Source organism: Streptomyces asoensis, assembly GCF_013085465.1.
GTDB classification, from domain to species: Bacteria; Actinomycetota; Actinomycetes; order Streptomycetales; family Streptomycetaceae; genus Streptomyces; species Streptomyces cacaoi_A.
Genome location: NZ_CP049838.1, coordinates 3,226,603 through 3,241,193 on the forward strand (window position 1 = coordinate 3,226,603; position 14,591 = coordinate 3,241,193).

The 14,591-nt window shown below is 72.6% G+C and carries 15 protein-coding genes; 10 read left to right on the forward strand and 5 right to left on the reverse strand.

What is annotated here, in order from left to right:
* The first annotated feature begins 84 nt into the window (after positions 1-84).
* Positions 85-1,233: a peptidoglycan-binding domain-containing protein gene (locus G9272_RS14460; protein ID WP_253267797.1), complete on the forward strand. Its 1,149-nt coding sequence runs from the start codon at positions 85-87 to the stop codon at positions 1,231-1,233.
* A 231-nt stretch (positions 1,234-1,464) separates the two neighbouring features.
* On the opposite strand, the gene G9272_RS14465 is transcribed toward G9272_RS14460, so the two are convergent.
* A complete protein-coding gene (locus G9272_RS14465) occupies positions 1,465-2,112 on the reverse strand; it encodes an HAD-IA family hydrolase (RefSeq protein ID WP_171396969.1) in 648 nt (215 codons plus the stop codon).
* A 165-nt stretch (positions 2,113-2,277) separates the two neighbouring features.
* Positions 2,278-2,859, reverse strand: a complete 582-nt coding sequence (locus G9272_RS14470) for a TMEM165/GDT1 family protein (protein ID WP_171396970.1) — start codon at positions 2,857-2,859, stop codon at positions 2,278-2,280.
* 379 nt (positions 2,860-3,238) lie between these two features.
* Between G9272_RS14470 and G9272_RS14475 the strand changes: the two genes are divergently transcribed.
* The 5 genes from G9272_RS14475 (at position 3,239) to G9272_RS14495 (ending at position 9,238) form a co-directional block, all read left to right on the forward strand.
* A complete protein-coding gene (locus tag G9272_RS14475; protein ID WP_054238089.1) occupies positions 3,239-3,883 on the forward strand; it encodes an HNH endonuclease family protein in 645 nt (214 codons plus the stop codon).
* A 78-nt stretch (positions 3,884-3,961) separates the two neighbouring features.
* The gene (locus G9272_RS14480; RefSeq protein ID WP_171396971.1) at positions 3,962-5,608 is read left to right on the forward strand and encodes an alkaline phosphatase D family protein; all 1,647 of its coding nucleotides are present in this window, start codon (positions 3,962-3,964) and stop codon (positions 5,606-5,608) included.
* A gap of 156 nt (positions 5,609-5,764) precedes the next feature.
* A complete protein-coding gene (locus tag G9272_RS14485; RefSeq protein WP_171396972.1) occupies positions 5,765-7,822 on the forward strand; it encodes an FAD/NAD(P)-binding protein in 2,058 nt (685 codons plus the stop codon).
* Positions 7,823-7,926: 104 nt separating this feature from the next.
* Positions 7,927-8,382, forward strand: a complete 456-nt coding sequence (locus G9272_RS14490; RefSeq protein WP_171396973.1) for a DoxX family protein — start codon at positions 7,927-7,929, stop codon at positions 8,380-8,382.
* 241 nt (positions 8,383-8,623) lie between these two features.
* The gene (locus tag G9272_RS14495) at positions 8,624-9,238 is read left to right on the forward strand and encodes a DedA family protein (RefSeq protein WP_171396974.1); all 615 of its coding nucleotides are present in this window, start codon (positions 8,624-8,626) and stop codon (positions 9,236-9,238) included.
* Between the two features lie 12 nt (positions 9,239-9,250).
* On the opposite strand, the gene G9272_RS14500 is transcribed toward G9272_RS14495, so the two are convergent.
* A complete protein-coding gene (locus tag G9272_RS14500) occupies positions 9,251-9,487 on the reverse strand; it encodes a DUF2277 domain-containing protein (protein WP_171396975.1) in 237 nt (78 codons plus the stop codon).
* A 98-nt stretch (positions 9,488-9,585) separates the two neighbouring features.
* Between G9272_RS14500 and G9272_RS14505 the strand changes: the two genes are divergently transcribed.
* A complete protein-coding gene (locus G9272_RS14505) occupies positions 9,586-10,500 on the forward strand; it encodes a ketopantoate reductase family protein (protein WP_171396976.1) in 915 nt (304 codons plus the stop codon).
* A gap of 58 nt (positions 10,501-10,558) precedes the next feature.
* On the opposite strand, the gene G9272_RS14510 is transcribed toward G9272_RS14505, so the two are convergent.
* Both G9272_RS14510 and G9272_RS14515 read right to left on the reverse strand, forming a co-directional pair.
* A complete protein-coding gene (locus tag G9272_RS14510; RefSeq protein WP_171396977.1) occupies positions 10,559-11,782 on the reverse strand; it encodes an RNA-guided endonuclease InsQ/TnpB family protein in 1,224 nt (407 codons plus the stop codon).
* A gap of 130 nt (positions 11,783-11,912) precedes the next feature.
* Positions 11,913-12,485, reverse strand: coding sequence for a GNAT family N-acetyltransferase (locus G9272_RS14515; RefSeq protein WP_171396978.1), 573 nt, complete (start codon positions 12,483-12,485; stop codon positions 11,913-11,915).
* A 111-nt stretch (positions 12,486-12,596) separates the two neighbouring features.
* On the opposite strand from G9272_RS14515, the gene G9272_RS14520 reads away from it, so the two are divergent.
* From G9272_RS14520 to G9272_RS14530, 3 genes are all read left to right on the forward strand, one after another.
* Positions 12,597-13,007: a thiol-disulfide oxidoreductase DCC family protein gene (locus G9272_RS14520; RefSeq protein ID WP_171396979.1), complete on the forward strand. Its 411-nt coding sequence runs from the start codon at positions 12,597-12,599 to the stop codon at positions 13,005-13,007.
* A gap of 8 nt (positions 13,008-13,015) precedes the next feature.
* Positions 13,016-13,855, forward strand: a complete 840-nt coding sequence (locus tag G9272_RS14525; protein WP_171396980.1) for a serine hydrolase domain-containing protein — start codon at positions 13,016-13,018, stop codon at positions 13,853-13,855.
* Positions 13,856-13,943: 88 nt separating this feature from the next.
* A complete protein-coding gene (locus G9272_RS14530) occupies positions 13,944-14,288 on the forward strand; it encodes a hypothetical protein (RefSeq protein ID WP_171396981.1) in 345 nt (114 codons plus the stop codon).
* Positions 14,289-14,591: the final 303 nt, after the last annotated feature.

Genomic DNA, 14,591 nt, shown 5'->3' on the forward strand with positions numbered 1-14,591 from the left:
ATACGACATTCCGGGGGTCGCGGGCGGCGGGGCATGTGAAGGATCTGCATAATCTCTGGAGTTTGAATGGGGAGGGACGAACACGTGATCGATCCGACGGGGCACCAGGGGCACCAGGGGCATTCGGGGCAGCAGGGGCTGCCGTGCCCGGAGTGCGGAGCGCTGCGCGCGCTCGACAACACCCCGTCCTGCGCCTGCGCCCGGCGCGCCTCCGAGGCCCAGCGCGACACGCGCACGACGGAGGCGGCCGCCGCGGAGGACTTCGATCCGTTGCGGATACGGCCCTACGTCGAGCTGGGAACCGAGGCCGGGGGCGAGCCCGCGGGCGCGTTCGGGAGCGAGCCCGAGGGCGGGGCGAAGGGTCCCGCCGGCGCGGCCGACGTGACCATGCCGCTGCCGACCGTTCCGGGCGTGCAGGGCGTTCCGGGCGTTCCGGGCGTTCCGGCAGACGCGACGATGCCCCTGCGCACCGTGCACCCCGCCGGGCCGGCGCCGGACATGACGACGGCGCTGCCCACCCCCCTGGCGTCGACCGCCTCCGAGCCCAGCACGACCGACCTGAACCTGTTCGAGGCGACGGACGTCGGCGCCGTACACCACGACGACGAGGAACCGCACCGCCCGCGCCGTCGCCGCACGCTGCTGATCGCGACGACCGCGGCCGTCGTGGCCGTGGTGGCGGCGGCCGGATTCGCCTCCGGGCTGTTCACCTACGAGAAGCCGACGCGGGACGGGGCCACCCCCGAGGACGTACGGGCGGCCGTGCCGGACGCCTCGACCAGCGCCGCCTCGGCATCGGCCTCGCCGAGTCGCTCCGCGTCCCCGTCGGCCTCCGAGGCCTCGCCGTCGCCCTCCGAGAGCGAGAGTCCGTCGCCGTCCGCGTCGGAGTCGAGCGCCTCACCCTCGGCGTCCCCGTCCGCCGACGCCGGGCAGGCCACGCCGACCGCCCGCGTGACCGGCTCCCTGGCGCCCGGCAACGGGGCGGACAACGACGACGACTCCGGCGAGGCGGTCGTCCTGCGGCGCGGCGACAAGGGCGCCGAGGTGACCGAACTCCAGCTGCGGCTGCGCCAGCTGTTCCTCTACAACGGCGAGGCCGACGGCACGTTCACCAGCGAGGTCGAGGACGCCCTGCGCAACTACCAGTGGTCACGCGGCACGACGGAGGACGGCATGGGCGTCTACGGGGCCCTGACCCGGACCCGCCTGGAGTCGGAGACGACGGAGCCTTAGCCCCCGGGAGCCCGAACCCACAGCCCCCACAGCCCCGCGACACCCGGACACCACGGCACGACAGCTCCCCCGGCGCTCACGCCACAAGGATCCGCACCCCGGACTCCGCCGCCTCCACCCGAGCGGACCCGGAGCCCGGAGCCACGGGATCACGACTCCACCCGAGCCGGCCCGCAGCCCGCAGCCCGGAAGCACAGGACGGCAGAACCAGAACCGCAGCCCCGCGGCGCCTCACGCCACGTGAATCCGCACGCCGGACCCATCCGCTTCCACCCGCACCTGCCGCAGATCACGGACCACCACGTCGGGTCCGTGCGCGGCAGCCCGTGGTCCCACTCCCACGACCCGCATCCCGGCGGCCCGGCCGGCCGCGATGCCCGCCCCGGAGTCCTCGAACACCACACATTCGGCCGGGGCGATCCCCAGCTCGGCCGCGCCCTTCAGGAAGCCCTCGGGGTCCGGCTTGCTCGCGCCGACCGACTCCGCGGTGACGCGCACGTCCGGGAGGCCCAGTCCGGCCGCGGCCATCCGGGCCGTCGACAGGGGCACGTCCGCCGAGGTGACCAGCGCGTGCGGGACGCCCCGCAGGGAGGCGAGGAACTCCGGCGCGCCGGGCACCGGCACGACGCCGTCCATGTCGGCGGTCTCCTCCGCCAGCATCCGCGCGTTGTCCGCGTGGTTCAGGTGCACGGGCCGGCTGGGCAGCAGCACGGCCATCGAGGCGTACCCCTGGCGGCCGTGGACGACCTTCATGACCTCCTCCCCGTCGAGCCCGTGCGCGTCGGCCCAGCGCCGCCAGACCCGCTCCACGACGGCGTCGGAGTTCACGAGGGTGCCGTCCATGTCGAGCAGGAGGGCGCGGGCGGTCAGGACCGGCATCAGCAGCTCCAGGTAGGAAGAGACAAGGCGGCCCCGCCCGCCGGTCAGGGAAAACGAGCGGGAGCCACTTTGTTTCTCTACGGTACAAAACAATCGGGGTCCACCGCCACCCCGGCCACGAGGTGCCGGCGAGCGTTCACCCGCCGTTCAGCTCGGCCCCCGGCCTCAGCCGGCGATCGCCTCCCACAGGCTCCACACCCCGAGCGCCAGCATCAGCAGCGCCGCGATCTGCGTGATCAGCTTCAGCGGCACCCGCTTCATCAGCGCCTTTCCGCCGATGATGCCGAGTCCGGCCACCGCCCACAGCGCCAGCACGGCGCCCAGTCCGACCGAGAGCGGATCGTCGTAGCGGGCGGCGAGGTTCGCCGTCATGATCTGGGTGAGATCGCCGAACTCGGCGACGAGGATCAGCATGAAGCCCGCGCCCGCGACCTTCCAGAAGGACTGGTTCTCCGGCCGCCGGACCTCCTCCTCGGCCTCGTCCTTCTTCAGCAGCAGCACCGCCGCGCCGCCCAGGAACAGGACACCGGTCAGCGCGTGCACGAGCTGCTGCGGGAGCAGGGTCAGCACGCTGCCCGCCGCGACGGCCAGCGCGACATGCAGCGCGAAGGCGGCGGCGACCCCGGCGAAGACGTACGAGGCGCGGTAGCGGGTGCCGAGGACGAGGCCGGCGAGCGCGGTCTTGTCCGGCAGCTCGGCCAGGAAGACGACGCCGAAGACGAGCGCCGTCACGGTGATGCTGATCAAGGTTCCTCAATCGGTCGGGGGCCGCCCCGCCGAGAGTCCTGACACTTCAGGAAAAAAAAGACACCTCGGCACGGCAGCACACATGTCATCCCTGCCGTGGGGCACGGATGTGCACTGCTTGCCGAAGGTCTCGCTGGCCGACCCTGTGACGGGTCCGCCTCCGGGCGCCGGCTCAGACGAGCTGAGCAGTATGTCGACGGTCCGGCGAAGAGCTACTCCCCTTCTGCGTTCCCCATTGTACGAGATCGTTCTGCAATAAACCTTGTCGTGTCATGCACGCGTCACTAACTTCTCACCGGGCGCACATCTCCCCGCAATGTGCGGCCGCGAGCATTCCCTCGCTCGCGCTCCAACATCCCGCCTCCCCCATGGAGTTCGCATGTCGAAGTTCTACGCGCGTGGACGGCTGAGCATACTCGCCGCCCTCACCGGCCTCATAGCCTCGGTCGGGCTGCTCAACTCCCCGACCGCCTCCGCCGCTCTCCCCACCCCGGTCAGCGCCGCCACCGCCCGCACCTACCTCGCCTCGCTCACCGTGGCGACCGAGGTCCGCACCGGCTACAGCCGTGACCTCTTCCCGCACTGGATCACCATCTCCGGCACCTGCAACACCCGGGAGACGGTCCTCAAGCGCGACGGTACGAACGTCGTCACCAGCTCCGCCTGCGCCGCCACCAGCGGCAGCTGGTTCTCCCCCTACGACGGCGCCACCTGGACCGCCGCCGCCGACGTCGACATCGACCACATGGTCCCGCTCGCCGAGGCCTGGGACTCCGGCGCCCGCAACTGGACCACCGCCCAGCGCCAGGCCTTCGCCAACGACCTGACCCGCCCGCAGCTCATCGCCGTCACGGACAACGTGAACCAGTCCAAGGGCGACCAGGACCCGGCCGAGTGGATGCCGTCGGTCACCTCGTACCGCTGCACCTACGTCCGCGCCTGGGTCCAGGTGAAGTACTACTACGACCTGTCGGTGGACTCCGCCGAGAAGAGCGCGCTCACCAGCTACCTGTCGAGCTGCTGATCGACTCGTGTCCGCAGAGATCTCCCCACTCTCCTCCGTCGTTCCGTACCGTACGGGGCGACGGAGGAGGGCGATCGCGTGGCCGAACTGCGGCTGGGACCACTGCTGAGATACGCCGACGGCTCGACGGCGACCGTATGGGTCGAGGCGAGCCGCCCGTGCGCCACCGAGGTGCGGTGCGCGGACGGCGCGAGCGGCACGGCCCACACCTTCCAGGTGGCGGGCCACCACTACGCCCTCGTCCAGGTGACGGGCCTGACGGCGGGCACGGCCACGGGATACGAGGTGTTCCTCGACGGCACCCGCGTGTGGCCGCTGCCCGACTCCCGCTTCCCGCCCTCGGAGATCCGCACCCCCGCCGCGGTCGGCGCCGGCGGTGACGGTGACGAGGTCCGGGTGGCGTTCGGCTCCTGCCGCTGGGCGGCGCCCCCGGCCGGCGGGCACGACCCCGTGGGGCCCGACGCCCTGGACAGCCTCGCGGCGCGCCTCGCCGCCGATCCGGCGGCCGAACGGCCCGACGTACTGCTGCTCCTCGGCGACCAGGTCTACGCCGACGAGGTCTCCGACGCGACCCGGGAGCGGATCGCCGCCCGCCGCGGCCTCACCGATGCGCCGGGCGCCGAGGTCGCGGACTTCGAGGAGTACACCTGGCTCTACTACGAGTCCTGGCTCGACCCCGAGGTGCGCTGGCTGCTGTCCACCGTGCCCAGCTGCATGGTCTTCGACGACCATGACGTCATCGACGACTGGAACACCTCCGCCTCCTGGCTGGCCGACATGCGGGCCACCCCGTGGTGGCGCGAGCGGCTGCTGAGCGGCCTGATGTCGTACTGGGTGCACCAGCACCTCGGCAACCTCTCCCCGGCCGAGCTGGCCACCGACCCGCTCTACGCCGCCGTACGCGAGGCCCCCGACGGCACCGACGCGCTGCGTGCCTTCGCCTGCCGTGCCGACGCGGACCCGGCGTCCGTGCGGTGGAGCTACCGGCGCGACTTCGGGCGCGTGCGGCTGCTGATGGTCGACAGCAGGGCGGCGCGGGTCCTCGACGAGGACGGGCGCTCGATGCTCCACCCGGGCGAGTGGACCTGGCTGCGCGAACAGACCCTCGACGCTCCCGGCTCCTACGACCACCTCCTGATCGGCACCTCGCTGCCCTGGCTGCTGCCGCATCTGGTGCACGACGCCGAGGAGTGGGACGCGGCGCTGTGCCGGGGCGAGCGCGGGGCGCGCTGGGCCCGCACCGGGGAGAAGGTGCGGCGGGGGGCGGATCTGGAGCACTGGGCGGCCTTCCCGGAGTCCTTCGCCGCGCTGGCGGAGCTGATCGTCGAGACGGGGACGGGGGCGCGGGCACCGGCGAGCGTGCTCGTGCTCTCCGGGGACGTGCACCACGCGTACGTGGCCGAGCCGTACTGGCACGAGGGCGGCGGCCCCGACGCGCGGGTGCTCCAGCTCACCTGCTCCCCCGTGCACAACTCGGTCCCCCTGTCGATCCGGATGGGCTTCCGCTTCGGCTGGAGTGCCGTGGCCCGGGCGCTCGGCCGCCGTCTGCGCCGGCACGGCCGCTGTTCCCGGCCGCCCGTCGGCTGGCGCAAGAAGGGCGGGCCGTGGTTCGGCAACCAGCTCATGTTCCTCACCCTGCGCGGGCGTTCGGCCCGGCTGCGGCTGGAGCAGGCGCAGGCTGACGGGTCGCTCACGACGCTGCGGGAGTCCGAACTGACTCCCTGAGGCGGGGCAACCGGGACAACCGGGGCACCTGGGGCCCGCGTTGGCTTCCGTGACGGCCGACGGCATGATGATGCGGACCGTCCGCTTCCACCGCGGTCCCGTGGACGGTCCGCTCCATCGCGCCCCACACGCCCGGGAGTCACCCTCTTGCCCTCAGTGAACGCAGACCAAGCCGGCGTCGGAGAGCCCACGCCGGACGCGAACGCGACACCGTCGGTCACCGTTTCCGTCGCCCTCGTCGGCGCCGGGCCGCGCGGCACCAGCGTCCTGGAACGCCTCTGCGCCTCCGCGCCCGACCTCCTTCCGCCCGGGGCGCGACTGACGGTCCACGTCGTCGATCCCGCCCCGCCGGGACCGGGTCGCGTCTGGCGCACCGCGCAGTCGCGGGAGCTGCTGATGAACACCGTGGCCTCACAGGTGACCCTGTTCACCGACGACAGCGTGGACTGCGCGGGCCCGATCCGTCCGGGTCCGAGTCTGCACGTGTGGGCGGCCGGGGAGCTGGGCCCGGACGAGTACCCGACCCGCGCGCACTACGGCCGCTATCTGGAGTGGGTGTTCGCCCGGACCGTGCGTCAGGCCCCGCCGTCGGTGCGCGTCGAGACGCACGCGGCCCGCGCGGTCCGGCTCGACGACGCCGCCGACGGCCGCCAGGTCCTCACCCTGGACGACGGCCGGATCCTGCTCGGCCTGTCCGCCGTCGTCCTCGCCCAGGGGCATCTGCCGGTGGTCGCCGACACCGCCCAGCGACGCCACACCGCCTACGCGCGACGGCACGGCCTGCGGCACGTCCCGCCCGCCAACCCGGCCGACGTCGACCTCGCCGCGCTCGCCCCCGGCGAACCGGTGCTGCTGCGCGGTCTGGGCCTGAACTTCTTCGACCACCTGGCCCTGCTGACCACCGGCCGGGGCGGCCGTTTCGTCCCCGCCCGCACCGGCGCCGGCACCGATAGGAGCACCGGCACGAGCACCGGCACCGGGCGGGCGGCCCTGCGCTATCTGCCCTCCGGTCACGAGCCACGCCTGTACGCCGGCTCCCGGCGTGGCATCCCGTACCAGGCGCGTGGCGACAACGCCAAGGGGCCGTACGGCCGTCACCGCCCGCTCGTGCTGACCCCGGAGGTGATCGCGGGTTTCCGCAAGCGCGCGGACTCCGGTGAGGCGCCCGACTTCCTGGCCGAGATATGGCCGTTGGTGGCGAAGGAGGTGGAGACGGTCTACTACGCGGCCCTGCTGCGGGAGCCGGCGCGGCCCGGCCTCGACGAGAGTTTCGTGCGGGAGTTCTCGGCCGTCCCGCACCGCGACGCCCAGGAGGCCGTGCTGCTCGACCGGTTCGGGATACCGCGGGCCGACCGCTGGAGCTGGGACCGGATCTCCCGGCCGTACACGGGACGGCGGTTCGCGCATCCGGGGCAGTGGCGGGACTGGCTGCTCGGGTATCTGCGCAGGGACGCGGAGGAGGCCGCCCGGGGCAATGTGGACGGCCCCGCGAAGGCGGCCCTGGACGTCCTGCGCGACCTGCGCAACGAGCTGCGGCTGGTCGTCGACCACGCCGGTCTGACCGGCGCCTCCCGCCGGGACCACCTGGACCGCTGGTACACCCCGCTCAACGCCTTCCTGTCCATCGGCCCGCCGCGCCGCCGCGTCGAGGAACTGGCCGCTCTGGTGGAGGCGGGGGTGGTGGAGGTGCTCGGGCCCCGGCTGGAGGTGCGGGAGGAGGACGGGGCCTGGCGGGCGCACGCGCCGGAGGTGCCGGGGTCGGCCGTCCGGGTGACGACGCTCATCGAGGCGCGGCTTCCGGAACCGGACGTGCGACGCAGCGCCGACGGCCTGCTGGCGCGGCTGCTGAAGACCGGGCAGTGCCGTCCCCACACGGTGGACGGCTATGTGACCGGGGGCCTGGACGTGACCCCGCGCCCCTACCACCTGATCGACCGTCAAGGACGGCCGCACACAAGGCGGTTGGCCTTCGGAGTGCCCACGGAGGGCGTGCACTGGGTCACCGCGGCGGGCGCCCGCCCAGGGGTGGATTCGGTCACACTTTCGGATGCGGACGCGGTGGCGAGAGCCGCCCTGCGCACGGCGATCAGGGAGGTCGAACCCCAGGCGGAACCCCAGGCGGAACCCTGGAAGAAACCGCAAACGGAAGGCCAAGCGGAACCCCGTACGGGACCCGAGCCGTGGCTAAAAGTTGAACTTGCAAGCATAGATTAGGTGCGCCTAACGTGTGTCGCTCATTCGGTACCGCCGCCCCCACCGGCCGGTCCTTCCCCCATCCGGGACCGGCATGAACCGACACCGAAGGAGCACCCCCCACCATGTCCGCTCGCCTCAACACCGCACAGCCGTACGCGGTCGGCCTCTTCCGCATCGTCGTAGGCCTGCTCTTCGCCTGCCACGGCGCGGCCTCGCTCTTCGGCGTCCTCGGCGGCGCCGCGGGCACCGACGGCGGCACGCTCGACGCCGGCACCTGGCCCGGCTGGTACGCGGCCGCGATCCAGCTGGTCTGCGGCAGCCTGGTGCTGCTCGGTCTCGGCACCCGGGCCGCCGCGTTCCTGGCCTCGGGCTCCATGGCGTACGCCTACTTCGACGTGCACCAGCCGAGCGCCCTGTGGCCGATCCAGAACGGCGGCGAGGCCTCCGCGATGTTCTGCTGGGCCTTCCTGCTGCTGGTGTTCACCGGTTCCGGCGCCCTCGGCCTGGACCGCCTGTTCGCCGGCCGCCCGGTCACCGAGCGGGAACCCGCGGCGCAGAAGGCCACGGTTTCCGCCTGACCTCGTTCCGACAGCACCGTGATCCGCGGCCATCCGGGCTCCACCGACGCCCGGGTGACCGCGGATCAGCACGTGGTGCACACCCTCGGTGAACGTCCTGCACCGAACACATGAGCCCCCAGTGAATCTACTGTCACACCCCGCGCGTACGCTGTATGGCTGTCATTGGCCGCACCTGCCGCTCCCCCGCGACACAGCGGCAAACGGTCGGCCGTCACGGGGGAGACACGGGGAGTCAGTGGTGTTCGACAGTGTGGGGGCTTTGCTCGGCAGCCCATGGATCTACGCGGTGGTGGGCCTGTCGGTCCTCCTCGACGTGTTCCTGCCGGTGCTGCCCAGCGGGGTGCTCGTCATCACGGCGGCGACGGCCGCGGCGGCGGGCTCGGGCGCGGCGACCGGTCAGGTGCCGCACGACGTACCGGACATCATGGTCCTGATCCTCTCCGCGACGACCGCCTCGGTGCTGGGCGACCTGGTGGCCTACCGGCTGGCCTGGCGCGGCGGCGAGCGCCTGGACCGGGCGATCTCCCGCTCCCGACGGCTGACCACCGCGCAGGAACGTCTCGGCGAGGCGCTGGCCCGGGGCGGCGGCCCCCTGGTCGTGCTGGCCCGCTTCGCCCCCGCCGGCCGTTCCGTCGTCTCCCTCATCGCGGGCGCCGCCCATCGCCGCCCCCGCGAGTTCCTCCCCTGGTCCGCCCTGGCCGGCCTCTCCTGGGCGGGCTACAGCGCCGCCCTCGGTTACTTCGGCGCGCACTGGCTGGGCACGACGTGGCTGGCGACGGGGGTGTCGGTGCTCGCGCTGTTCGGCGCGGGGGCCGGTGCGGCGTACGTCATGCGACGACAGCCGGCGGCGTAGCCGGCCCGGACCCTACGTGCGCGCTGCCGCGCCCCGGCCGGCCCCGCGCACCTCCAGACCGTCCAGCAACTCCGCCGTGGCCGCGGCGATGACCTCGACCGCTCGCTCGAACACCTCCCGGTTGTGCTCGGCCGGTGCCCGGAAGCCGGACACCTTACGGACGTACTGAAGGGCTGCGGCGCGCATGTCGTCCTCCGTCGCCTTCTCGGGCAGGGCGGGGGGACGCAGCGTCTTGATGCTCCGGCACATGTCTCCCAGTCTCCCCCGGCACCCCGCCCTCGTGCCATGATCACCTCCGAGGCGGCCACCGCACCCGCGGGGCCGACCGACGAGAGGGACAACAGCACATGACGAAGGACATACTCAGCGTCGCCGTTCTCGGCCCCGGCGGGGTGGGCGGCCTGCTCGCGGCCCTGCTGTCCCGCGCCGGCCACCGGGTGACCTGCCTGGCAGGCGAGCAGACGGCGGCGTCCCTGCGCGCCGACGGCATCCGCGTCCGCAGCACCCCGTTCGGCGACTTCACGGCCCGGGTCGCGGCGGACACCGAGCTGCGCGCGCCCGTCGACGCGGTGCTGATCACCGTCAAGCACACCGCCCTCGACGCGGCCCTGGCCCGGGTCCCCGCCTCGGCGCTCGGCGAGGACACCCTCCTCGTGCCGTTCCTGAACGGCGTCGAGCACCCGGCGGTCCTGCGCGCCCGGTACCGCCCGGACCGGGTCGCCCCGGCCGTCGTCCGGGTCGAGTCGACCCGGGTCGCGCCGGGCGTGATCGAGCACGGGAGCGGCTTCGCGGAGATCGACCTGACCGGCGACGCCGTGCCGCGCCCGAGCCTCGACGCGCTCGCGCGGGTGCTGGAGGCGGCCGGCCCGACCGTCCGGGTCCTGCCGGACGAGACGGCCGCCCTGTGGGCGAAGATGGCCTTCCTCGCGCCCTTCGCCCTGCTCACCACCCGGCACGGTCTGCCGCTGGGCGAGGTCCGCACCCGGCACCGCGAGGAACTGACCGCCCTGGTCGAGGAGACCGCCGCCGTCAGCCGCGCCTGCGGCGCCCCCGTCGACCCGGCCCAGGCACTCGCCCGCTACGACTCCTTCGCCCCCGGCACGAAGTCCTCCATGCAGCGGGACGCCGAGGCAGGGCGGCCCCTCGAACTCGACGCGATCGGCGGAGGGTTGCTGCGCGCGGCCGAGCGGCACGGGGTTCCGGTGCCGGTGGCCACGCGCCTGGTGCGGGAGTTGTTGTTGTTGGCGGACACTACCCGTTGACATGCTCCTCGCCCTGAAGGGCGAGGATTCTGGCCTTCCTTGACTGGCTGCCGTGCCGCTACGCGGCACGGTTTCCGGTTGGGAATCCGTGGCTTCCTGTTTCTTCGCGCTGTGTCGGGATTGCTCCTGGTCTTACCGGCGCTCCGCAGGCCGATACCGCCAGTCCGGCGGCCGTTTTCACGTTGATCGCGGCGTTGATGTCCCGGTCGTGGACGGTGCCGCAGGCGGCACAGGTCCATTCCCGGATGTTGAGGGGTTTGGGCCCGTCCACGGCACCGCAGGCGTGGCAGGTCTGGGAGGTCGGTGTGAACCGGCCGATCTTGACCAGGGTGCGGCCGTACCGTTCTGCTTTGTATTCCAGCATGCTGATGAACGAGGACCATCCGGCGTCGTGCACGGACTTGGCCAGTCTGGTGCGGGCCAGTCCCGCCACCGACAGGTCCTCCACGGCGATCCCTTGGTTCTCGGAGATCAGCTTCGTGGAGAGCTGGTGGTGGAACTCACGGCGTGCGTCAGCAACTTTGGCGTGAGCGCGGGCGACCTTCAGGCGGGCTTTGGCCCGGTTCTTCGATCCCTTCTGCTTGCGGGACAGCTCCTTCTGGGTCTTCTTCAGCTTCTTCTCCGCGCGCCGCAGGAAGCGCGGGGAGTCGATCTTCGTGCCGTCGGAGAGGACCGCGAAGTGGGTGAGGCCGAGATCGATGCCGATGATGCGGTCGGTCTCCGGCATCCGAGCCTTGTCGGCGTCCGGGTCGGTGTCGATGACGAAGGAGGCGAAATATCTGCCGGCCGCGTCCCTGATGACGGTGACGGAGGTCGGGACGGCGGGCAGGGTGCGGGACCATTTCACCTTCACCGCGCCGATCTTCGGCAGGCTCAGACGGCCACTACCGGTGATGCTCCAGCGGGCGTTGGCGGTGAACCGGACCGACTGCCGGGCGTCCTTGCGAGACTTGAAACGGGGCGGGCCTGTTTTCGGCCCCTTCCGAGCGCCCTTGAGAGAGGCGAAGAAGTTGCGGTAGGCGCTCTCGGCGTCCCGCAGGGACTGCTGGAGCACCACCGCGGAGACCTCACCCAGCCAGGACCGCTCGGCAGTCCGTTTCGCCTCCGTGATCAGCCGCGTTGACAGCTGACCGGCCGTCGGGAAAGGCTGCCCGGCCTTACGGGCGTCCTCGCGGGCACGCACCGCGTCGTTGAACACAACACGGGCGCACCCGAACGCCCGGGCCAGCGCGGCCTGCTGAGTGGCGTCGGGGTACAACCTGAAGGCGTACCGCAGCTGCATGACGATCACACTAGGCACGTCGAACCCGCGTCGCCACCGGGAACGTGTGAACGATCCGTCACCGTCGCGAGCAGTCCGGCTCCGCCGCAACGAGACCGCAACGCTCCGCGTCGCAACCACAAGATTCGCTTCACCCCCGGCCTGAAGGCCGGTGCACTGCGCATGATGTCCGGTAGCCGGTCGACCCGGTGCGCAGGTCGACGTACCAGTCGTTGGATCGGATCGGGTTCCCCTTCGGGTACTCGAAGTCGGCCTGCCCGAGCAGGGTGAACCCGGCCTTGCGGCACACTCCGTTGGACGCGGCGTGCTCCACCTTGGGGAATGCGTGCAGGGCCGGGTGGCCGCCGTGTCCGGCCCGCTGCCGTACGACGTCGACGAGCGCCCGGGCCGCCGTCGCGGCGAGCCCTCTGCCCTGGAACTCGGGCAGGATCCCCCAGCCCGTCTCCCACACCTGCTCGCCCCGCCAGTCGCGCTCCCAGTACCCGATCGAGCCGACGGTCTCGCCGGTGTCCGCGAGCGTGACCCGGTACATGCGCCCGGCGAACGGCTCGACATAGCGCCGATGCCGGTCGGCGAGTTCCTCCTCGCTCTCCGGCCCGCCCAACTGCTCCGTCATCGCGGGGCTGTTGGCCCGCTGGAGCAGCCAGAAGTCGCCCTCCGCCCAGGGCACCAACCGCACCTGTTCCAAATCGCGTTCATCCATGCGCGTCACCCTAGGGCCAGGGTCCGACACCGGCGGTGGCCCGCCGTCGTGCGAGGCTGCGGGGAGGAACCAGTCAGCACCCCCACCGTGGGTGGGGGGGAGGGAAAACCAGTGATCAGCCCCGCTCCGCACGGCCCGCGCTCCGTGCCCCCGGTACTCGCCTACGACGGGGACTGCGGCTTCTGCCAGGCGTCCGTCGACCGTATCCGCGACCTCGCCGCACCGGCGCTGGAAGCGGTTCCGTGGCAGTTCCTGCCCGCGGAGTCGACCGCGCCGCATCTCGAACGGCTGGACCGGGAGGTGTTGTTGCTGCGTGGCGGCACGGTCCTCGCGGGCGGGGCCGACGCGCTGGCCCGCTGGCTCGCCACCTCGCCGTCCGCCGCGTACCGCACGCTCTCCGCCGTCCTCCGGCTGCCCGGCGTCCGGGTCTGCGCCCGCGTGGTCTACCGCTGGGTGTCGCGCAACCGTCACCGCCTGCCCGGCGCCACCCCGGCGTGCGCGGTCCCGCCGCGCGGCGAGTGAGGCCCCTCGTGCGTCGTCGCGTCCCGACCTGCGTCCTCACCCACGCGGACCCGCCCGCCCTCGCCGACGGTCACGCCGTCGACCGTTACGTCGAGATCGGCTCGCTCACCAAGGTCGTCACGGGCACGGCGCTGACCCGGATGGCCGCGGCCGGGGTGCTCGCGCTCGACGACCCGGTCGAACGGTGGCTGCCCGAAGCCCCCGCGACCGGGATCACTCTCCTGCACCTGGCGCGGCACACCTCCGGCCTCCCGCGGCTGCCACCGGGCCGCCTCCCGCCCCGGGACCCGTACGCGGCGTTCGACCACTCCGCGCTGCACGCGCTGCTCCCCGGCCTGGACACGCTCGCCACCCGGCCCCCGGGCCAGGAGGAGGAGTACTCCAACCTCGGGTACGCCGTCCTGGGAGCGGCCTTGGCCGCCGCGGCCGCCACGACCTACGAGGAACTGGTGACCGCGTACGTGCTGCGTCCGCTGGACATCACGGAGATGACCGCGCGCCCCGTCCCGGCACGCCGGCTGCCTGCCCCGGGCCTGTTCGGCAGGCCGCGCAGGCCGTGGACGATGGACGGCGCGATGCTCCCGGCGGGCGGGCTGTGGGCCACGCCCCGCGCGGTGGCCGACCTGGTCGTCCGGCTGCTGGTGGAACGCCGACTGGGGGACCCCGCGCCCACCTGGGCGACGGCCGGTCCGCTGCGCTGGCACAACGGGGCGACACGCCACGCCTCGCTCTTCACCGGGGCGACGGCGGACGGCAGTTGGGTGGTCGTCCACCGCCTCAACGCCGACCCGGACGGCACGGACCAGCTGGGCGTCGCCGTCCTCGAACGGAGCCGGACGGACACCTGAGACCCACCCGAGAACAATCGAACGTACGTTCACAGGAACACCCCGAAGGAGCTCGCCACCCAAATTCGAACAGGCGTACCATTGCCGCGTGGCTACGACCTATGACTTTCCCAGCGACCTGCGCGCCGGTCAGGAGGAGCTGCATCAGGTCAGGGCCGAGCTGTCGGCCCTGCTGAAGCGGCTTCCCTGGTCGGTCGAGCCCCTGGACGGCTTCAGTGACGACGCGGGCTGGCGCAAGACCGAACGCCCCGCGTCCCCCGGCTGGACGGCCGACGAGCAGGCCGAGGTGGAGAAGCTCCGGCAGCGGGAGCACGAGCTCGCGGTGTTCGTGACCTGCCACCGCTTCTGGGCGGAGGTCGCGGCCCCGGACCGGGTGGCAGCCCGCATGAGCCTCAAACACACCCACGAGCCCCCACCGGGGGACGGCGGCTAGCCAGCCGGCCGAGCCGGTCCCATCCCGACTCACGGGACAGGACCGCCATGACACTCGGCTTCAGGAAGCCGATCCCTGCCGACGCCTCCGACCGAGGGCCGCGAGACGACGTACAGCGGGTCGCGCGACGGCTGGGTCGAGGCCGCGAAGAAGCCCGTCCCAGGCACCCTGAAGGAGCAGCCGCGCGACTGTCCCAGCCCGCTGTCACACCCTCAGAGCAGGACGGCCACAGAGCCCCGCCGAAATCCCCCCGGCAGGGCCCTTATTTAACACGATCGGGTGATCTTTCCGGTTCTGCCGCAA